The sequence below is a fragment of the Clostridium sp. LIBA-8553 genome (genome assembly GCF_057782465.1).
Map to the genome: position 1 here is coordinate 3,260,001 of NZ_CM173489.1, position 20,515 is coordinate 3,280,515.

General features: G+C 29.7%; 15 protein-coding genes, 1 tRNA gene and 1 other annotated feature (1 of these 17 running past the window's edge). Of the genes, 1 reads left to right on the top strand and 15 read right to left on the bottom strand.

Annotated features, from left to right (window positions below; all coding sequences use genetic code 11):
* Window positions 1-415, bottom strand: the start of a protein-coding gene (murD, locus tag AC2JAQ_RS14840; RefSeq protein ID WP_488457068.1) for a UDP-N-acetylmuramoyl-L-alanine--D-glutamate ligase. 962 nt of this gene lie to the left of the window's left edge; 415 of the gene's 1,377 nt are visible here — the first part of the coding sequence; it begins with the start codon at window positions 413-415; its stop codon lies beyond the left edge, outside the window.
* 305 nt (window positions 416-720) lie between these two features.
* Here murD and hydE point away from each other — a divergent pair, with 305 nt between their 5' ends.
* Entirely contained in the window at window positions 721-1,764 is a 1,044-nt protein-coding gene (gene hydE, locus AC2JAQ_RS14845; RefSeq protein ID WP_488457069.1) for a [FeFe] hydrogenase H-cluster radical SAM maturase HydE, read from the top strand.
* A 174-nt stretch (window positions 1,765-1,938) separates the two neighbouring features.
* On the opposite strand, the gene AC2JAQ_RS14850 is transcribed toward hydE, so the two are convergent.
* From AC2JAQ_RS14850 to spoIIE, 14 genes are all read right to left on the bottom strand, one after another.
* Window positions 1,939-3,180, bottom strand: coding sequence for an NAD(P)-dependent oxidoreductase (locus AC2JAQ_RS14850; RefSeq protein WP_488457070.1), 1,242 nt, complete (start codon window positions 3,178-3,180; stop codon window positions 1,939-1,941).
* A gap of 92 nt (window positions 3,181-3,272) precedes the next feature.
* Complete coding sequence (locus AC2JAQ_RS14855; RefSeq protein ID WP_488457071.1) at window positions 3,273-4,139, bottom strand: S66 family peptidase; 867 nt, start codon at window positions 4,137-4,139, stop codon at window positions 3,273-3,275.
* Between the two features lie 162 nt (window positions 4,140-4,301).
* The gene (locus AC2JAQ_RS14860) at window positions 4,302-5,420 is read right to left on the bottom strand and encodes a M20/M25/M40 family metallo-hydrolase (RefSeq protein WP_488457072.1); all 1,119 of its coding nucleotides are present in this window, start codon (window positions 5,418-5,420) and stop codon (window positions 4,302-4,304) included.
* 335 nt (window positions 5,421-5,755) lie between these two features.
* Window positions 5,756-7,159 carry a glycine--tRNA ligase gene (locus AC2JAQ_RS14865; RefSeq protein WP_488457073.1) on the bottom strand — a complete coding sequence of 468 codons (1,404 nt, stop codon included), beginning with the start codon at window positions 7,157-7,159 and terminating at the stop codon, window positions 5,756-5,758.
* Between the two features lie 169 nt (window positions 7,160-7,328).
* Window positions 7,329-7,499: a binding site (T-box leader), on the bottom strand.
* Window positions 7,500-7,618: 119 nt separating this feature from the next.
* A tRNA-Asn gene (locus tag AC2JAQ_RS14870) sits at window positions 7,619-7,693 on the bottom strand.
* A gap of 155 nt (window positions 7,694-7,848) precedes the next feature.
* Window positions 7,849-9,354, bottom strand: a complete 1,506-nt coding sequence (gene lysS, locus AC2JAQ_RS14875) for a lysine--tRNA ligase (protein WP_488457074.1) — start codon at window positions 9,352-9,354, stop codon at window positions 7,849-7,851.
* Between the two features lie 25 nt (window positions 9,355-9,379).
* On the bottom strand, window positions 9,380-9,856 hold the full coding sequence (gene greA / locus AC2JAQ_RS14880; RefSeq protein WP_488457075.1) for a transcription elongation factor GreA: 477 nt from the start codon (window positions 9,854-9,856) through the stop codon (window positions 9,380-9,382).
* A 278-nt stretch (window positions 9,857-10,134) separates the two neighbouring features.
* A complete protein-coding gene (gene dusB / locus AC2JAQ_RS14885) occupies window positions 10,135-11,115 on the bottom strand; it encodes a tRNA dihydrouridine synthase DusB (RefSeq protein ID WP_488457076.1) in 981 nt (326 codons plus the stop codon).
* Between the two features lie 6 nt (window positions 11,116-11,121).
* A complete protein-coding gene (locus AC2JAQ_RS14890) occupies window positions 11,122-11,901 on the bottom strand; it encodes a type III pantothenate kinase (RefSeq protein ID WP_423240613.1) in 780 nt (259 codons plus the stop codon).
* Between the two features lie 200 nt (window positions 11,902-12,101).
* Complete coding sequence (locus AC2JAQ_RS14895; protein WP_488457077.1) at window positions 12,102-13,772, bottom strand: formate--tetrahydrofolate ligase; 1,671 nt, start codon at window positions 13,770-13,772, stop codon at window positions 12,102-12,104.
* A 201-nt stretch (window positions 13,773-13,973) separates the two neighbouring features.
* The gene (gene ftsH / locus AC2JAQ_RS14900) at window positions 13,974-15,779 is read right to left on the bottom strand and encodes an ATP-dependent zinc metalloprotease FtsH (RefSeq protein ID WP_488457078.1); all 1,806 of its coding nucleotides are present in this window, start codon (window positions 15,777-15,779) and stop codon (window positions 13,974-13,976) included.
* Between the two features lie 74 nt (window positions 15,780-15,853).
* The gene (gene hpt / locus AC2JAQ_RS14905) at window positions 15,854-16,405 is read right to left on the bottom strand and encodes a hypoxanthine phosphoribosyltransferase (RefSeq protein ID WP_488457079.1); all 552 of its coding nucleotides are present in this window, start codon (window positions 16,403-16,405) and stop codon (window positions 15,854-15,856) included.
* Window positions 16,406-16,407: 2 nt separating this feature from the next.
* Window positions 16,408-17,817, bottom strand: coding sequence for a tRNA lysidine(34) synthetase TilS (gene tilS, locus AC2JAQ_RS14910; RefSeq protein ID WP_488457080.1), 1,410 nt, complete (start codon window positions 17,815-17,817; stop codon window positions 16,408-16,410).
* 218 nt (window positions 17,818-18,035) lie between these two features.
* The gene (gene spoIIE / locus AC2JAQ_RS14915; RefSeq protein ID WP_488457081.1) at window positions 18,036-20,426 is read right to left on the bottom strand and encodes a stage II sporulation protein E; all 2,391 of its coding nucleotides are present in this window, start codon (window positions 20,424-20,426) and stop codon (window positions 18,036-18,038) included.
* Between the last annotated feature and the right edge of the window lie 89 nt (window positions 20,427-20,515).

A 20,515-nucleotide genomic window follows, 5' to 3' on the forward strand; every position in this document is an offset into this window, starting at 1 on the left:
ATAACTTAGACACAATTGTTGTAGTTGTTGTTTTACCATCACTACCAGTTACCCCATAAACTTTACCTTTGCAATATCTTACGAATTCCTCCATTTCTGAAGTAATATACGCACCTTGATTTTTACATCTTACTAAAGCTTCACTGTCTATTCTCATAGATGGTGTTTTAAATACAACCTCAAAGCCAGTTAGTCTATCTAAGTAACCTTTTCCAAGCTCTAATTTTACTCCAAGCTCTTCAAATTCTTTTGAAACCTCCCCTAATTCTTCAGCAGATTTCATATCAAAAGCAGTTACTTTAGCCCCTAGTTTAACTAAAAACTTTATAAGAGGTATATTACTTACCCCAATTCCTACAACAGCTACATTTTTTCCCTTTATAAATTCTTTAAACTCATTAAAGTCTCTCTTCATTTTGTGGCCTCCAAAATTTTCACCAATATTAATGGCTCTTTATAAATTCTATCCTATTTCTTTCTAATTATAACACTATGGAATTCCCCATTCCATATTATTCTAACTTATTCAGGGACATTCTATTTTGTTCTACTGGTGATTTTCTAAAAATATTCATGTTATAATAATTATTAATCTATTTTTAACTATATTGTTTAAAATAAGTTGTTGGATTATAATTATTAATTAATAATCAATTTAGGTTATAAGATAATATCTTAATAACTAAAATCCTTATAAACAAATTAATTAGGAGGATTAATATGAATAGTATTATACAAAAAGCAAAAGAAACTCATGAACTTTCAAGAGATGAAATTATCGCATTATTAAAAGACGATTCTATTAATGAAGAACTTTTTAAAGCTGCTGATGAAGTTAGAAAAGAATATCTTGGTGATGAAGTCCATTTAAGAGGACTTTTAGAATTCACTAACATATGTAAAAGAAATTGCATGTATTGCGGACTTAGAAGAGATAATAAAAACCTTAATAGATATAGACTTTCAAATGAAGAAATTATGGATTTCGCTAAAAAAGCTGTTGGTTATGGTTATAAGACTTTAGTACTTCAGGGTGGAGAAGATGATTACTTCACTATTGAACGTTTAGTTCCAATAGTGAAAGAACTTAAATCACTAGGAATAGCTTTAACTTTAAGTATAGGTGAGAGATCTTTCGAAGAGTACAAGCTATTAAAAGAAGCTGGTGCAGATAGATTTTTATTAAGAATAGAAACTACTGATAGAAAACTATATGAAGAATTAGATCCAGGTATGAGTCATGAAAATAGAATAAATTGTTTAAAAAATTTAAGAAAACTTGGTTATGAAGTTGGAAGTGGATGTCTTGTTGGTCTTCCAGGTCAAACAATGGAATCTATAGCTGATGATCTTTTATTCTTCAAAAAACTTGATGCAGATATGATTGGTGTAGGACCATTTATCCCTAATGAAGATACACCTCTTAAGGATGCGGAAGGTGGAACATTCGAAATGGCATTAAAGGTAACTGCTTTAGTTAGATTACTTTTACCAGATATAAATATTCCAGCGACTACAGCTATAGAATCACTAAATAAACAAGGTAGAGTAATCGCTCTTCAAAGTGGAGCAAATGTAGTAATGCCTAATGTTACTGAGGGAGAATATAGAAAACTTTATGCTCTTTATCCAGGTAAAATATGTACAGGTGATACTCCAGCTCACTGCAGAGGATGTATTACTGGTAAAATCAGAGGAATAGGTAGAACAGTTTCAGACGGCCCTGGATTTAGAGCTAATGGCTTTAAACCAAAAGAGCGTTAATAAATATGATTAAAAATTTTATAAATAAATTTTAAGTTATTTATCTTTACTTATATTTATTACAAAACCTAAAAAACTCTAGAACAATTTAGCAAATGCTAAATTAAATTCTAGAGTTTTTTTAATTTAATATATAAATCTAAGACTTAAAATCAATAAAAGAAATTTAATTTTTTAATTATTTCTACAAAATTCATCTATTGCTTCTGCAACTTTTTTACTATTTGCAACTGCTTCTACAACAGTTTTTGGTCCACTAACAACGTCTCCTGATGCAAATACTCCTTTAAGCGTTGTACTACCATTCTCATCTGTTACTAATAAACCATATTTATCTGTTGATATATCTTTATTCTTTGAAACTATGTTATCTCTTGGAGCCTGACTAATAGCCACAATTATTGAATCGCATTTAAATACATCTTCACTACCTTCTAAGCTTCTAAATGATACTCTGCCATCTTCAGAAATTACTCTTTGTGTCTGTATGTACTTTATACCATCTTCATAAATTTCTACAGGAGCTTTGTAAAGTTCAAACTTAACTCCATCTTCTTTTGCCTCTTCTATTTCAACCTTAGTAGCTGGCATATCTTCAAAGCTTTTTCTATAAAGAACATAAGTATCTGCACCATTTCTCTTAGCAGTTCTAGCTGCATCCATAGCAACATTACCAGCTCCAATTATAACTACCTTTTCTCCAAGACTATATGATTTTGGTGCTTTTAAGTAATCTATAGCATAATGAACATTTCCTAATGTTTCTCCTTTAACATTTAAAGTTTTAGGATTCCAAACTCCTGTTGCTATAAATATTGCTTTATAACCATCATTCTTTAACATATCTAAAGTAATTACTGTTCCTATTAAAGTATTAGGTCTTATCTTAACATTTAATTTAAGAAGTGCCTCTTCATATTTATCTATTATATCTCTAGAAAGTCTAAAATCAGGGATTCCATATCTTAATACTCCACCAATTTTATCATTTTCTTCGAATATAGTTACTTGGTATCCTTTTTTAGCTAATATAAATGCTGCTGTTATTCCTGCAGGACCTCCACCTATTATAGCAATTTTATCTTCTAAAATAGTTTCTTGAGTAAGTTCTAAACTCTCTAAAAACTCTGATGATATTTCTTTCTCTATTTCACTAAAGTTTACAGGTGTTTCCTTTATTCCCTTTATACAATTTCCTTTACATTGATTTTCATGAGGACATACTATAGAACAAACAACTGATAAAGGATTGTTTTCAAATAAGATTTCCCCAGCCTCTTTAATTTTATCCTCTTTAAATAAACCTATTACTTCTGGAATAGGTGTGCTTATTGGACAATTAGCTTTACATCTTGGATTCTTGCACATTAAGCACCTTAAAGCTTCTTCTTTTAAGTTTTGCTCATTTACTGTCATTTTAATAAACCCCCTGATTTCTTAACAACTTATATAAATTCTTCGTTGTTTGCATAATATATTATCTTATCAAAATAATTTAATCAAGTCACTTATTTAAAGCTTAAATATTTTCCTATAGGAATACACTTTGCATCCGCTCCATGTCCAAGCTCACTAGTTTTCAATATTGGAATATTAATTTCACCTAAAACTCTATTTAAAATTTTTATTATATTTGGTGACCAATCATCTCTTTCCATTTCGGTAAACTCTCCTAATATTATCCCCTTTATATCACTAAAGACACCTAAATTTTTATATTGAGTAATATATGTAACCATTTTTGCTGGATTTCCACTAAAACTTTCTAAAAACAATATCTTATCTTTAAAATCCGGCATATATTTAGTTCCTGATAATTTTAATAAACATCTTATATTACCACCTACAACAATTCCCTCAAGAGAATTTCCATTTATCCATTGGTAATTTAAATTAAAAATATCATCTTTTTTCTCTAAAAAAGAAGCTTTAAAATTTTTTAATTGCTCTTTTTGAAATTTACCAACTAAGTTTCTTAATTGATAATTATATGTAGTAATTCCACATTGAGAATAAATAGCATTAAGAATTACCGTTAAATCACTATATCCAAAGAAAGGCTTAGGATTATTTTTTATTAAATCAAAATCTAAGTATTCTAGAACTTCATTTGCTAAATCACCACCTGAAATATCAAAAATCATTTTTACCTCATTATTTAAAAATAATTCTTCTAAAGCTCTAGCTTTTTCTTTTCCAGTTCCACTAAAAAGATTATATTCCTTAGCATATAAAGTTTTTGCTTCAACAACATCTATATCAATACTATTTAAGTTATATTTTAATGCTTCTATTATGTCTTTATTTTTTATACTCAAGCCATTAGAACAGCTTATTATTCCTATTTTATCTCCTTTATTTAAAAAATTACTCATAAAACCCTCCAAAAAATAAGTACTATTATAATATAATAACACTTATTTTTACTCATATATATCTTTTAAATCATTAATTATTCCCCTTACCTAACTCATCATTATTGATACCTTTTTAATAAAAAAGAGATGAAGAATATTTCTTCATCTCTTAATATTTAATTACTTAGCTATACTCTCTTTTATTAATTCAAGCACAACTTTTGATAATGTTCCTAAATCCTCAATCTTCATATGTTCTTCTAAAGTATGAGGTTTTCTTTCTCCACTTGAAAGGTTAACTGCTTTTATTCCATTACAGTTAAATATGTTTGTATCACTTCCACCACCTGAAGCTTTAGTTTTTCCTTCTATTCCTAAGTTTTTAAATGCTCTTTTTGCATGTAAAACTATATCTTCATTATCATCTATAACAAATGCTCCATACATTCTATTTACTTGGATATCAACTTGTCCACCAAATTTCTCAGCAGATGCCTTAAAAGTTTCTACCATATGGTTTGTTTGAGCATCTAATTTTTCTGTGACTGTACTTCTTGCCTCTGCATCTATTACTACTTCAGGACAAACTACATTATTAGCAACACCACCTGAAATTTTTCCTATATTAGCAGTAGTATCTTCATCTACTCTTAAAAGTTTCATGTTTGCTATAGCATCTGAAGCTATTTGAATTGCACTTATTCCATCCTCTGGTGAAACTCCGGCATGTGCTGGTTTTCCCTTTATAGTAATCTTTAGTGTATCATGAGCTGGTCCTATTGTAGTTATAAATCCTGGATCTCCACTTGTATCAAAAAGGAATGCCTTTTTAGCTTTTATTTTTGAATAATCTAAGTTTTTAGCTCCTAGAAGCCCTGTTTCCTCAGCTATTGTAAATACAACCTCTATATCAGCATGATCTATATTGTTTTCTTTTATAATTCTTAGTGCTTCAACAATGGCAGCTATTCCACCTTTATCATCTCCACCTAATATAGTTGTTCCATCACTATATACAACACCATCTTTTATAACCGGTTTTACACCTTTACCAGGTTTAACAGTATCCATATGACATGCAAAAAGTATTGTTTCACCTTCTACATTACCTTTTAATCTAGCTATTAGGTTTCCTGAGTTTGATCCTACTTTTTCTCCACTATTATCAAATTCAACTTCTAATCCAGCTTCAATTAAATCCTTTTCTAATCTTTTAGCAAAATCACCTTCGCTATATGTTTCACTATCTATTTGTATATAATCTAAAAAACTATCTAAAACTCTTTTTTCATTTATCATTATATTCAAGCCTCCCTTAAAGCATTTCAATAAATTTTATATAATTATACCACAAAAATACACTTGTCCATAATTGTAAAACAAATTTCATAACTATGTCCTTTAATACTTTAAAAGCATAAATAAAAAAAACTTATAAATATATGTAGGGAATATCTGGATAAACTTTAGAATTTAAGTATTCATGTAAGATAATTTACGTTAAGAAGATTGAATGTCCGAAGCGAAGCTAGTTTTCAATCTTTAGTAAATTATCTGGAATGAATACTATAAATTCTTAGTGAAATCCAGTAATTCTCGTAATATATTTATAAGTTTTTATCTTTGCTTTTAAACTAGAATTCTAAGCTCTTTTCTATTATAGCTCTTACGTCTTCTATTTTAACTCTTTGTTGTTCCATGTTATCTCTGTCTCTTACAGTTACACATCCGTCTTCTAAAGTATCGAAGTCAACTGTTATACAGAATGGAGTTCCTATTTCATCTTGTCTTCTATATCTCTTACCTATACTTCCAGTCTCATCATAGTCAATATTGAAGTGTTTGCTTAATTCAGCATATACTTCATCAGCTTTTTCTGATAATTTCTTAGAAAGTGGTAATACAGCAGCCTTAAATGGTGCTAAAGCTGGATGTAAATGCATAACTGTTCTTACATCAGTTTTACCATTAGCTCCTTCTAATTCTTCTTCATCATAAGCTTCAACTAAGAATGCTAAAGCAACTCTATCAGCTCCTAATGATGGTTCTATAACATATGGTACATATTTTTCATTTGTTGTTGGGTCTAAGTAAGTCATATCTTGACCTGAATGTTCAGCATGCTTATTTAAGTCATAGTCTGTTCTATCAGCTATTCCCCAAAGTTCTCCCCATCCGAATGGGAATAAGTATTCTATATCAGAAGTTGCATTTGAATAGAAGCTTAATTCTTCTTCTCCATGATCTCTCATTCTTATGTTATCTTTGTTCATTCCTAAGTTTAATAGGAAGTTCCAACAACTTTCTTTCCAGAAGTTGAACCATTCTAAGTCAGTTCCTGGTTTACAGAAAAACTCAAGCTCCATTTGTTCGAACTCTCTAGTTCTGAAAGTGAAGTTACCTGGAGTTATTTCGTTTCTGAAAGACTTACCAATTTGAGCTATACCAAATGGTACTTTCTTTCTTGTAGTTCTTTGTACTGATTTAAAGTTTACGAATATACCTTGAGCAGTTTCTGGTCTTAAATATACTTCGTTTTTACTATCTTCAGTTATTCCTTGGAAAGTTTTAAACATTAAGTTGAACTTTCTTATCTCTGTATAATTTAATTTTCCACATTTAGGACAAACTATGTTGTTCTTAGTTATGTAGTCCATTAATTCTTCATTGCTCCATCCATCAGCTGTAGCTACTTCTGCTCCGTTTGCAGTCATATGATCTTCAACTAATTTATCAGCTCTAAATCTAGCTTTACATTCTTTACAGTCCATTAAAGGATCTGAGAATCCACCAACGTGACCTGATGCAACCCAAACTTCTCTATTCATTAATATAGCTGAATCTAATCCAACATTATATTTGCTTTCTTGAACGAACTTTTTCCACCAAGCTCTTTTAACGTTATTTTTGAATTCAACTCCTAGTGGGCCATAATCCCATGAGTTCGCAAGTCCACCGTATATTTCTGAACCTGGGAATATAAATCCTCTGTTTTTACATAAGGCTACTATTTTATCCATAGTTTTTTCTACTGCCATTTCAATTACCTCCATTTATATTAAATAACTTATTTTATATTAATTCTTCACTTTATAAAGAACTTTAAACTTCCCGAAGAAATATTTCTAACAGCTTTAACTGCTAGAAATACTCATTTAGATTAACAGTATAAGGGCTTTGTTATAAAATAAAAAAAGCTATTACATTCAAAGGGACGAAATAAAATTCCGCGGTTCCACCCTTTTTAGCAAAAGCTCATCTCTCTTAAAACAATTGTACTCAAAAGCTCCCTTCATTTTAAATCTTTAATAACTTTCACCACCCGTTATCTCTCTAAAAAAAGATTTTAAAACTACTCTTCTTTATCATAGTACATATTTAGTTATACTCTTAATTTTATCAAAACTAAATTATATGTCAATAAAAAAAAGAATTTATAAATATATAAAAATTTATATATTTATAAATTCCTTCTTATTAATTTTGAGCAAAAAAAATGGCTCCTCGGAGAGGACTCGAACCTCCAACCTATCGGTTAACAGCCGAGTGCTCCACCATTGAGCTACCGAGGAACATTTACAATTTCATTATATCATATTTCAATTAAAAAACAATACTTTTTTTTAGATAAAACATAAAAATATTTAGGAGTTTTTTCTAATTATTTCTCTATCACCTAAATAAAAAAATAGAAGTTTACATTGAGTAAACTTCTATTTTAAAAAAACTATTTTTGTGGTTTCATTGTTGGGAATAATATAACGTCTCTTATTGATGAAGAATCAGTTAAGAACATTATCATTCTGTCTATTCCTATTCCTAATCCACCTGTTGGAGGCATACCAGTTTCTAAAGCACTCATAAATTCTTCATCTAACATATATGCTTCGTCATCTCCGTATTCTCTTTCCTTAGCTTGTTGCTCAAATCTTTCTCTTTGAACTATTGGATCGTTAAGTTCTGAGTATGCATTACATACTTCTCTACCATATACGAATCCTTCAAATCTTTCAGTGAACATTTCATTTCCTCTCTTCTTCTTAGTAAGAGGTGAAATTTCTACTGGATAATCTACTAAGAAAGTAGGTTGGATTAATTTCTCTTCGCCATACTCTTCGAATAACATGTTTAGAACTTCACCTTTAGTAACCTTGTCTAATGGTTTAGGGAATTCTAAGTTTTTCTCTTTAGCTATAGCTTGAGCTTCTTCATCACTCTTAATTTCATTAAAGTCTATTCCAGCGAACTCTTTAACTGCATCAACCATAGTGATTCTTCTCCATGGTGGTGTGAAGTCTATTTCAGTTCCTTCATAAGTAACTTTAGTTGATCCGTTTACTTTTTCACAAACATATGCAATCATGTTTTCCATGATTTCCATCATATCATTATAGTCAGCATATGCTTCATATAATTCTATAGTAGTGAACTCTGGATTATGTTTTATTGAAATCCCTTCATTTCTGAAGTTTTTACCCATTTCATAAACTTTTTCAAATCCAGCAACTATTAATCTCTTTAAGTATAATTCTGGAGCAATTCTTAAGTACATATCTATGTCTAAAGTATTGTGATGAGTTATGAATGGTCTAGCCGCAGCTCCACCAGCTATTGGTGATAACATTGGTGTATCAACTTCTAAGAATCCTCTATTATCTAAGAACTCTCTTATTGCTTTTGTTATTTGAGATCTCTTAATAAAAGTATCTTTAACTTCTGGGTTTGTTATTATATCAACTTCTCTTTGTCTGTATCTTAATTCTTGATCTTTTAATCCATGCCATTTTTCTGGTAATGGTTTTAAAGATTTATTTATTAATTGGAATGAAGTTACTTTTACTGAAACCTCACCCATTTTTGTTTTAAATACTTCTCCAGTTGCAGCAACCCAGTCACCTAAATCGAATGTTTTAAATTCTTTTAAAGCTTCTTCTCCAACATTATCAATTTTGATAAATAATTGAATTTTACCAGCTAAATCTGCTAAATCAGCGAATACAACTTTACCTTGACCTCTTTTTGACATAAGTCTTCCAGCAATTTTAACTTCTTTACCTTCTAACTCTTCAAAATTATTTTTTATATCAGCAGAAGAGTGTGTTCTCTCTACCTTATATACATCAAACGGGTCCTTACCAGCTTCTTGTAATTCAGCAAGCTTTTGTCTTCTTAACATCTCTTGTTCACTTAATTGAGCTTCTGCTTCGTGAATATTCATTTCCTCATTTGACATTTAAAAATCCCTCCATCTATAATATCTATCTTCTTATTCCAAGAACTTCGAACTTATTAGTTCCTCCTGGTACTTCTATCTCTACAACTTCTCCAACTTTTTTACCCATTAAACCTTCACCAACTGGTGACTCGTTTGATATCTTAAAGTTCATTGGATCTGCTTCTGCTGAACCAACTATTGTATATTCAACTTCTTCATCAAAATCAAAGTCCATAACTTTAACTATTGATCCAACTGTAACTACATCTGTTGATATTTCTGATTCATCAACAACAACAGCATTTTTAAGCATATTTTCTAACTGAATTATTCTTCCTTCAGTGAAAGCTTGCTCGTTTTTAGCTTCATCATACTCAGAGTTCTCACTTAAATCCCCGTATCCTAAAGCAACTTTTATCTTTTCAGTTATTTCTTTTCTCTTTACTGTTTTAAGATATTCTAATTCGTCTTCTAATTTTTTAACACCTTCATATGTCATTATATGCTTTTTTTCGCTCATTTTCTTTCTCCCCTTTGAACATATTATTATAATATCATATTTAAACTTAAACTGTTAATATACAATTCATAAAAACTTTAAGATTATTAAGCCTAATTATTCAAATTATTATAATTCTTAAAGATTATTATGTCAAACCATATATTACATAAGATAGAATCTACTAAATAAAAAAACATTATTTAGCTTTCATTCTCACCTTTATTTGTATAAATTAAACATCTAATATTTGATTGATGCTTTATTATATCCAGTTATATTCCCATTTATGATAAATATTATAAGTTATTTTGCATTAAATATTCTTTATACGCTTTAAGAATATCCATAATTTTTTCTGGATCAGCTTCTAAATTTAATTTATTCTTAATTTCAGTACAATTATTTAAACCTTTTATATACCAAGCTGCATGTTTTCTCATTTCTCTTACAGCTTTATAATCTCCATCATACTTAAGTGCTAAGTTATAATGTCTTATGCACATATCTATCTTTTCGTCAGGAGTTGGTATATAAACCTCTTCTCCATTTAATTTTTGGACTATTTGCTTAAAAATCCAAGGGTTTCCCATACTTCCCCTTGCAACCATTATTCCATCACAATTAGTTTCGTTTTTAAGCTTTAAGGCATCATCTGCACTAAAAACATCTCCATTACCTATAACAGGAACATTAACAACTTCCTTTACTTGTCTGATTATATCCCAATCAGCCTTTCCTTCATACATTTGAGCTCTAGTTCTCCCATGTACAGCAATAGCATCTGCTCCTGCTTCTTCCATGATTTTAGCAAACTCAACAGCATTTATATTATTCTCATCAAAGCCCATTCTAAACTTAACTGTTACAGGCTTTGTTGCAACTTTTTTTATGCTACTTATGATATCATAAGCTAATTTAGGATCTTTCATTAAGGCTGAACCCTCACCATTTTTAACTATCTTAGGTGCAGGACATCCCATATTAACATCTATTATACATATATCATCATTTGTATTGAAATGTTTCTCCGTAACATAAGACATTATTTCTGGATCATTTCCAAACATCTGACAAGATACTGGTTTTTCTTCATCTGCAATTCTCATTAATTCTTTTGTATTTTCACTTCCATAGTACAATGCCTTTGCACTAACCATCTCAGTGCAAACAATCCCAGCTCCCATCTCCTTACATAATCCTCTAAAAGAGATATCTGTAACTCCAGCCATGGGTGCTAAGAAAACATTATTTTCTAAAACTATGTTTGATATTTTCATAAGTTTCTACTCCTTGTTTTTTTCGTAAAGAACTTTAAGTCCTTCTAAAGTTAATTTACGATCTACTTCATCAATTACATCCGTTTCGCTATAAACAAGTTTAGCTAGCCCTCCTGTAGCCAATACAAATGGTTCTTTTTCTCCTAAGTCCATCATTTCCTTTTTCATACGTTTAACTATATATTCAACTTTTCCAATGTATCCATAAATTATTCCAGCTTGCATGCTTGTAACTGTATTTTTACAGATTAAGCTCTTTGGCTTTTCAAGCTCTATTCTTGGAAGCTTTGCAGCTCTTTCAAATAAAGCATCTGCTGAAATTTGAATTCCTGGACATATGTTTCCACCTAAATAATCACCTTTTTCAGTAATAGCACAGAATGTTGTTGCTGTTCCAAAATCAATTATTATCATAGGTTTTTTATGTTTCTCAAAAGCAGCTACAGCATTTACTATTCTATCTGCTCCAACTTCTTTAGGATTATCATATTTTATATTAATTCCAGTTTTTATTCCAGGCCCTACTACAATTGGTTCTTTACAGAAACATTTTCTAACCATATTTTCTAAAGAATGCATTATATTAGGAACTACTGAAGAAATTATTATTCCTTCAACTTCTTCTGGATTTAGTTTTGCTTGATTAAATAGTTGCATAACTTGTATTGAATATTCGTCTGATGTTTTCTTAGAATCTGTAGATATTCTCCATGACGCTATATATTTATCATTGTCATGAATCCCTAAAACTATGTTTGTATTACCTACATCTATTAATAAAATCATGTGTTTTACACCACCTTAATATAATTAAAGGCAGCCAATAAAGCTGCCCGGAAAATACCATGTACCCTTTATATAACAATATTAATTTTAACAACTACTATCCATTTGTCAAGCAATTACAATTACTAGATTTCAAATAAAAAAGCTTACATAACTATTTTTTCTGAATAGTCATGTAAACCTTAAAATTATCTAAACTTTTAGAATAATCCTACTATTTCTCCATTGTCTTTTATGTCCATTCGATTAGCAGCTGGAACCTTTGGTAAACCTGGCATAGTCATAACATCTCCAGTTAAAACAACTATAAAGCCAGCTCCATTTGAAACTCTAACCTCTTTAACAGTTATATCAAAATTTTCTGGTCTTCCTAAAAGACTTGGATTATCTGATAATGAATATTGAGTTTTAGCCATACATATTGGAAGTTTATCTAAATTAAACTTCTCAATTTCAGCTATTTGTTTAAGAGCTTGCGGAGTATAGTTCACACCTTTTCCGCCATATATAGTTTGAACTATTTTTAATATTTTATCCTTTATTGATTCTTCTGAATCATAAATCATCTTAAAGTTTGAAGGTTCATTTTCCATTGTCTTTATAACTTTATTAGCTAAATCAATTCCACCTTCTCCACCTTTTTCCCATACTTCTGTTAAGCTAACTTCTACACCTAAGTTTTTGCAGAAATCTTCTATAGCTTTAACTTCTTCATCTGAATCAGTTATGAATTTATTTATAGCTACAACCACAGGCACTCCATAAGCTTTTATATTTTCTATTTGCTTTTCTAAATTTTCCATTCCTTTATTTAAAGCATCTACATTTGATATGTTTAATTCATCTTTCTTAACTCCCCCATGATGCTTTAAAGCTCTTATAGTTGCTACTAAAACTACACAGTCAGGATTTAAGTTACCATATCTACATTTTATATCTAAGAACTTTTCTGCTCCTAGGTCTGCTCCAAATCCAGCTTCTGTTATAGTTATATCACTCATCTTTAGCGCTGTCTTAGTTGCTATTATAGAGTTACATCCATGGGCTATATTAGCAAAAGGTCCACCATGAATAATAGCTGGTGTATTTTCTAAAGTTTGAACAAGGTTTGGTTTTATAGCATCTTTCATAAGTAACGCCATAGCTCCTTGCACTTCTAATTCCTTAGCATAAACTGGTTCTCCATCTAAGTTATATGCAACTAAGATATTACCCATTCTTTCTTTTAAATCCTCTAAATCTTTAGCCATACATAGTATAGCCATTATTTCTGATGCAACAGTAATCATAAAACCATCTTCTCTTAAGAAGCCATTTATTTTACCACCCATTCCAACAACAATATTTCTTAAGGCTCTGTCATTCATATCCATAACTCTTTTAAATACAATTCTTCTTGAATCTATTCTTAATGGATTTCCTTGGTGAATATGATTGTCTATTGCTGCACATAAAAGATTATTGGCTGAAGTTATGGCATGCATATCTCCTGTGAAATGTAAGTTTATATCTTCCATAGGAACTACCTGTGAATATCCACCACCTGCAGCTCCACCTTTTATTCCAAAGACTGGTCCTAAAGATGGTTCTCTTAATGCTATAATAGTATTTTTACCAATCTTATTCAAAGCTTGTCCTAACCCTACTGTAACAGTTGATTTTCCTTCCCCTGCTGGTGTTGGATTTATAGCTGTTACTAAAACAAGCTTACCATCTTCATTATTCTCTAGTCTATTTATTGCTTCTAAAGATATTTTACACTTATATTTTCCATAAAGCTCAATATCATCTTCCTCAAGACCTATTTTCTTAGCAATATTTATTATTGGCTCCATTTTAGCACTTTGTGCTATTTCAATATCATTTTTCATAATTCCGCACCTCATTCCAAACTAATATATTTAATATTATACCCATAATTTCTTAGAAAACAAAGAGTTTTATCGAACATTTTAGTTGTTTTCATTCAAAATATTCGTATAATTCATTATTCTTTAGTCAATTATAATATAAAATAACTGTTAATTAAATATTAATATAAAAAAAAGAGGCACTTAGATGCCTCTTTCTAATTAAGAATTTTTAAATATTTCTCTAAACTCATCACCATCAATCTTTTCTTTTTGAAGTAAGACATCAGTTACTGCGTTTAATTTATTAATATTCTCTTTTAAAATAGATTCTGCTCTATTATAAGCTTCATCAATTAATTTCTTAATTTCTTCATCAATCTTAGCGCTAGTCTCTTCACTTATATTGCTACTTTTCCCAATATCTCTACCTAAGAATACTTCGCCACCATCGCTATTACCAAATGATATAGGGCCAATAACATCACTCATTCCATATTCCATAACCATACTTCTAGCAATGTGACTTGCTCTATCTATATCATTTTTAGCTCCAGCACTTATATCTCCAATAACTAATTTTTCAGCTACTCTTCCACCTAAAAGTTCAACCATTTTATCCTTAAGTTGCTTCTTAGATGTATGTGTTCTATCTTCTTCTGGTAAATTCATTGTATAACCAGCAGCCATTCCTCTTTGAATTATACTAATTTCATGAACTGGATCTGCATATTCTAAAACATTACTTACAACGGCATGACCTGATTCATGAACAGCGGTGATTCTTCTGTCGTATTCACTAACAACCCTACTCTTTTTCTCTGGTCCAGCTATTACTCTTGTTATAGCCTCTTCAATATCTTTCATATCAATGCTATTTTTACCACCTCTAACTGCTAATAACGCAGCTTCATTAGTTAGGTTTTCAAGATCTGCACCACTAAATCCTGGTGTCATTTTAGCTAAAACTTTTAAATCTACATCTTCTGATAGATGCTTATTTCTTGTATGAACTTTTAATACCTCTTCTCTTCCCTTAACATCAGGTGCACCAACTAAAATTCTTCTATCAAATCTTCCTGGTCTTAATAATGCTGGATCTAAGATATCTGGTCTATTTGTAGCAGCTATCATGATTATTCCCTCATTAACACCGAAACCATCCATTTCAACTAAAAGTTGGTTTAATGTTTGTTCTCTTTCATCATGACCACCACCAAGTCCAGCACCTCTTTGTCTACCAACAGCATCGATTTCGTCTATGAATATAATACATGGAGCATTTTTCTTAGCTTGCTCAAATAAGTCTCTTACTCTTGAAGCTCCAACCCCAACAAACATTTCAACGAAATCTGAACCTGATATACTAAAGAAAGGAACACCAGCTTCACCTGCTATTGCCTTAGCAAGAAGTGTTTTACCTGTTCCCGGAGGTCCTACTAAAAGAACTCCCTTAGGTATTCTTGCACCCATTTCAATATATCTCTTAGGTTGTTTTAGGAAATCAACAATTTCCTCTAACTCACCTTTTTCTTCATCAGCACCTGCAACATCTTTAAATGTAACTTTCTTTCCATCTAAATTTGCCATCTTTGCTTTGCTTTTTCCAAAATTCATTACTCCTCTATTTCCACCACTACCTTGTGCTTGTTGCGTGAACATAAAGAAGACAAAGAATAATACACCTATTATAAGTAGTGTTGGAATTACACTAATCCAAATATTCATATTATTAGGTGGATTATATTTTATTGTTGTTTGTATCCCTTGAGTATTTTGTAAAAGATGATCTAACATTTCATCTGAAACATATGTTGTAAATCTCTTTCCATCTTTAAAAACTCCCTCAACGGACATCTTATCTTCCCTAATTGTCATTGTTTCGATTTGATTACCTACATATGCTTGTTGAAACTCAGTATATGACATTACTTTTCCTTGAGATCCACTTCTATAGAAAGCAAATGCGAACATAATTACTATAGCAAAGATAGCTATGTAAGTAATCGTGCTTTGTATTTTTTTCATCTCTATGGCCCCCCTCTCTGACTATCATTTTTAAGAATTTTATCATAAGAAATTTTATTTTACAATATTTTGAATTACTTCTTGTAAATTTCTTCTTTTAAAGCGCCAATGAATGGTAAGTTTCTATATTTTTCAGCATAATCTATTCCGTATCCAACTATAAATTCATCTGGAACATCGAATCCTTTATATTTACTTGAAATATTTGAAGTTCTTCTAGCTTCCTTATCTAATAAGGCAACTATTTCTATACTTGCTGCCTTTCTAGCTTTTAAGTATTCTAGAAGATAGCTTAAAGTAGTTCCTGTATCAACGATATCTTCAACTATAAGAACATGTTTATTTTCTATATCACTATCTAAATCTTTTAATATTCTAACAACACCTGAAGTTTGAGTAGAGTTACCATAGCTTGAAACAGCCATAAAATCTATTTCACATGGTATGCTTATATTTTTTATAAGATCTGAAGTAAATACCACTGAACCTTTTAATATACCTACTACTAATAAATCTTTTCCACAGTAATCCTTACTTATTTCCTCAGCCATTTCTTTTACACGCTTAGCTAATTGTTCCTCTGAATATAAAACTTCTTTAATATCATCTCTTATGTCTTTTTTCATAATTAAATTTCCTTTCCTCTAAACGTAATCTTAATTACCTTCTTAGTTTTATTTGTAACTTTAAATGTTTCACTAACATTAGATCCTACAATCCATGCTATCTCATTATTAAATAACACTAATGGAATAAAATCTCTTTCTTCTTTAGGTATTTTATTATTTATAAATATATCTTTTAGCTTTTTGCTACTTTTCATTCCCAAAGGAATTATCTTATCACCATTTTGTCTAAATCTAATATCTATATTGGAAATTTTATCATAATCAAAGGACTTTATAAATCTATCTTTTGAAAATTTTTCACCTTTTTTAAAATCTTCCACTATTAATTCATATTTTCCTAAAATATCATCTTCTATTATAACTTTTTTCTTTTCATCTAACTCATTTTTAATATTTTCTAAATTTAAAACTTTATTCTCTTTAATCTTTAAAATATCAACTAACTTTATTCTTATTTGCCCATATTCATTTAAAGCAACTACGCCATTAGTTATATTTATTTGTTTGCCTGTTCCTTTATCTTTTAAAGCAATTATGTCATGTATATGCTTTAATTCAAAATTATTATGCTTTGAACTTACTTCAACCAAAGCTTTTTTTATTATTCTTGTTAATATGGCTTCCTTTTCATTAAATGCTTCTTCTTTAATAACTATGCTATTATTTTCTCTTACACATAATTTAGGAAATCTCTTTTCAACTTCTTCCTGTATGAACTCTACATCCTTGCTACAGCTATAAGCTAATCTATTCAATGCAGTTACTATATCAGGATTAAAGTTTTTTTCTATAAATGGTATAGCCTTTAACCTTATTTTATTTCTTGAATATATTTCTTCTAAATTAGTTTCATCTATTCTAGGTTTTAAATTGTTTATTTCACAGTATTCTTCAATTTCTTTTCTTCTTAAGATTAATATAGGTCTTATGAAAATCCCATCTCTAACTGGTCTAATTCCAACTAAGCCTTCTATTCCAGTTCCTCTTAAAGCTCTCATAATAAGTGTTTCAGCTTGATCATTAGCGTTATGCGCTATGGCAATCTTATCTAATGAATATTTATTTTTTAATTCCTCAAAGAACTTATATCTCTCTTCTCTTCCAGCCATTTCCGTGGAAATACTTCTTTCTTCACTTATCTTATTTATATCAACTCTTTTTACAAAACATTCTATATTTAATCTTTTACAAAGCTCCTTAACATAAGCTTCATCTTTTAAAGCACTTTCTCCCCTTAAACAGTGGTTAACATGTGCTGCATATACTTCTATATGTAATAAATCTCTAAGCTCACTTAAAATATGTAGTAAACATACCGAATCTGGTCCACCTGATAAAGCCACTAAAACCTTATCTCCACTTTTGATCATGGAGTTTTCTTTTATAAAATCTATAACTTTTTTTTTCATTGTAACTCACTCCACAAATATTATATTTTGTTCTAATATTATAACACATAAAAAATCCATTATGTTCTTAAAAAAGTTCGTATGATTCATTTAAAATAACAAATTTAATACTTTACTTAAAAATAAAAGAAAGTGCGTAAGAACTTTTACTTTTAAATAAAACCTATAAATAAAACATAAATATAGATTCTATTCTGTTCTTACTCACTCTCCCTTCATTAATTTATTCCAAAAACCTTAGATACAATAATCGTCATATCATCCTTTGCTTTTCCACCACTTAATTCTTTTGCCTTTTCTAAAATAGCCACTGATAAATCTTTAGGTTGTCTATATTTCGTATTTTTTAAGAATTCGATTAACCATGTCGTATCAAAACTTCCATCATTTTTCACATCTAAAACTCCATCGCTTATACTAACTATAACATCTCCATTTCCTACTTGCTTTTCAACAGTATCTATATCTGGTTCTTCCAATACCCCAAAAGGAAGTGTATTAGAATTTATAACCTCTATCTTATTGCCTCTCTTTATAAAACTCTCTATAGCTCCAACTTTCATAAATTTAGCATCCCCAGTATATAAATCTATCTTATTCATGTCTAATGTAGAAAACTTTTCATCTTCACTAAATTTTATACTCATTATTGCATTCACTGCATCAATTGCTATCTTTTCATCGAAACCAACTTCCATAAATTTTTCTATTATTTCAACAGAAACTTTACTTTCTAATCCTGCTTCAGGTCCTGATCCCATACCATCTGATATTACAGTAATATAATTTCCATCTTTAGTTCTGCCATATGAATATGAATCTCCAGTAAACTTTTCCCCTTCCTTAGTTGCTACAGCAACATGAGAAGTAATATGATATTTAGGAGCTTCTTCAATAACTACTTCACACATGTTATTCTTACTATTTATGTTGCATCCTTCACTTCCAATACTCATATTTTTTCCTATTACTTCACTTATTATAGGAAGTACAGTTTTAATACAGTTTTGAGCTCCCATACAATTTTCCATTTGCATTTTGATCTTAATTCTTCCATTTTTATCGTTATAGCATATTAAACTTCCAAAATTAATTCCATATTTTAAAAGAGATTTCTTTATATTTCTTTCTATATCTGTACATAAATGAAGTTCATTCCCAAACTCATCAACTATTTCACCGATTGTTACTGACATATTATTTATATGATTTGATAATATTTTTCTTCCTTCTCCTAATCTATTTCTCAGTGTTTCATTAATCATATGAATATTCATTATATCTTCTAAGTTTTTCATTAAAGCATATTTTTTGACACATTTTCTCTCAAGCTCATGAGGAAAGGTTCCTAAATTGTTCTCATAGTTTCTTATAAGCTCTGAAAAAGCATTATATGTTTGGTGAAGTTCTCTCTTCCAACACATATATCTCATATCACACTCACTACAAGTTCTATCAGATAAATTTTCTACTAAAGCATTTCCCTTATTTTTTATAGCTAACTTATCATTACCTACTAAATTATTTAAGGATTTGCCCATTATAGATAAAACATCAGTAAAATCTCTAAGTCTCTCAGTCAACTCATCCTTAATTTTACTAAATCTCGCTTCACTAAAGTGATCAACCTTTTTATCTTTATTTATTTCTAGAGAAACCTTATTATATAATTTTTTAGGAATCAAAAGGAATATTCCTGTACCAACTAATACTTCTATAAATAAAATATTATTAAAAATTCCTGAATATAAAGTTACTATTACAAAAATTATGTTAAATGATAAAGCCGTAAAAAGTTTTCCTGATTCTCTAAAAATTCCAGCTACTAAACCACAAGCTCCATAAATAGCTATACTTTCCATAAGATTTCCTGTAGTGAAACCCAATATTATCCCCATGGTGATGCCAGCTCCAGCTCCCATGTTTGTATCTGAAATAAATGCCAAAGCTATAATAAAAAGTATAGCTACTATATTTCTAAAACTTACATCATATACTGATATAGTTCCAATACCAACAATTAATAAGCATAAAAATAATTCTATACTTACTATTTCATCTATAGAAAAAAAATGTTGAGTATTTATTTCTTCTATACATTTTAATGTATAACTTACAACATAATATATAGGAAATGTTAGAGCAGTAACCGAAGCTGCATTTATTAAATGTAAAATAATATCAGAATCTCCTACTAAAACTCCATAAGCAAATAATACAGAAAATATACTAATAAAACTTAATATATTCCTAGCCTTTTTATTTATTTTACTCATAGAAATTATGGTAATTGCAGCTGCTATTATTATGTAAGCTGGAAAACTTATAACCTTACTAAACAAAGTAGCGTACCCCACTACTACTCCTAAGCTAGAAGCTAGTATATATTTTTTTTCATAATTTGTTATTGCGATTAAATATGCTAATCCAAATGGAGCTAATACTTGTACTACTCCAAATGTCATATCTAAATACACTCTACTTATTAATATCCCCGCAACCATAGACATAATAAGACCAATAGTAGAAGCTTCTATTTTTATATTATTTTTTACATTTTCTGAATCCTTTACTCTTTTGTAATTATCAATTTTAACTCCATATTGCATATTTATCCTCCTAACCTTCTATCTTTATCAACATTATAACAAGGCCAACAGGAAATATTTGTAAATTAATAGCACTGTTTTTTATTTTT

Bases quoted from the DNA above. Each gene is read 5' to 3' on its own strand.
- lysS (WP_488457074.1), bottom strand. From the start codon at position 9,354: ATGTCAAATGAGGAAATGAATATTCACGAAGCAGAAGCTCAATTAAGT.
- tilS (WP_488457080.1), bottom strand. From the start codon at position 17,817: ATGAAAAAAAAAGTTATAGATTTTATAAAAGAAAACTCCATGATCAAA.
- AC2JAQ_RS14895 (WP_488457077.1), bottom strand. From the start codon at position 13,772: ATGAAAAATGATATTGAAATAGCACAAAGTGCTAAAATGGAGCCAATA.
- ftsH (WP_488457078.1), bottom strand. From the start codon at position 15,779: ATGAAAAAAATACAAAGCACGATTACTTACATAGCTATCTTTGCTATA.
- AC2JAQ_RS14860 (WP_488457072.1), bottom strand. From the start codon at position 5,420: ATGATAAATGAAAAAAGAGTTTTAGATAGTTTTTTAGATTATATACAA.
- AC2JAQ_RS14850 (WP_488457070.1), bottom strand. From the start codon at position 3,180: ATGACAGTAAATGAGCAAAACTTAAAAGAAGAAGCTTTAAGGTGCTTA.
- spoIIE (WP_488457081.1), bottom strand. From the start codon at position 20,426: ATGCAATATGGAGTTAAAATTGATAATTACAAAAGAGTAAAGGATTCA.
- greA (WP_488457075.1), bottom strand. From the start codon at position 9,856: ATGAGCGAAAAAAAGCATATAATGACATATGAAGGTGTTAAAAAATTA.
- AC2JAQ_RS14890 (WP_423240613.1), bottom strand. From the start codon at position 11,901: ATGATTTTATTAATAGATGTAGGTAATACAAACATAGTTTTAGGGATT.
- dusB (WP_488457076.1), bottom strand. From the start codon at position 11,115: ATGAAAATATCAAACATAGTTTTAGAAAATAATGTTTTCTTAGCACCC.
- hydE (WP_488457069.1), top strand. From the start codon at position 721: ATGAATAGTATTATACAAAAAGCAAAAGAAACTCATGAACTTTCAAGA.
- AC2JAQ_RS14855 (WP_488457071.1), bottom strand. From the start codon at position 4,139: ATGAGTAATTTTTTAAATAAAGGAGATAAAATAGGAATAATAAGCTGT.
- hpt (WP_488457079.1), bottom strand. From the start codon at position 16,405: ATGAAAAAAGACATAAGAGATGATATTAAAGAAGTTTTATATTCAGAG.
- AC2JAQ_RS14865 (WP_488457073.1), bottom strand. From the start codon at position 7,159: ATGGCAGTAGAAAAAACTATGGATAAAATAGTAGCCTTATGTAAAAAC.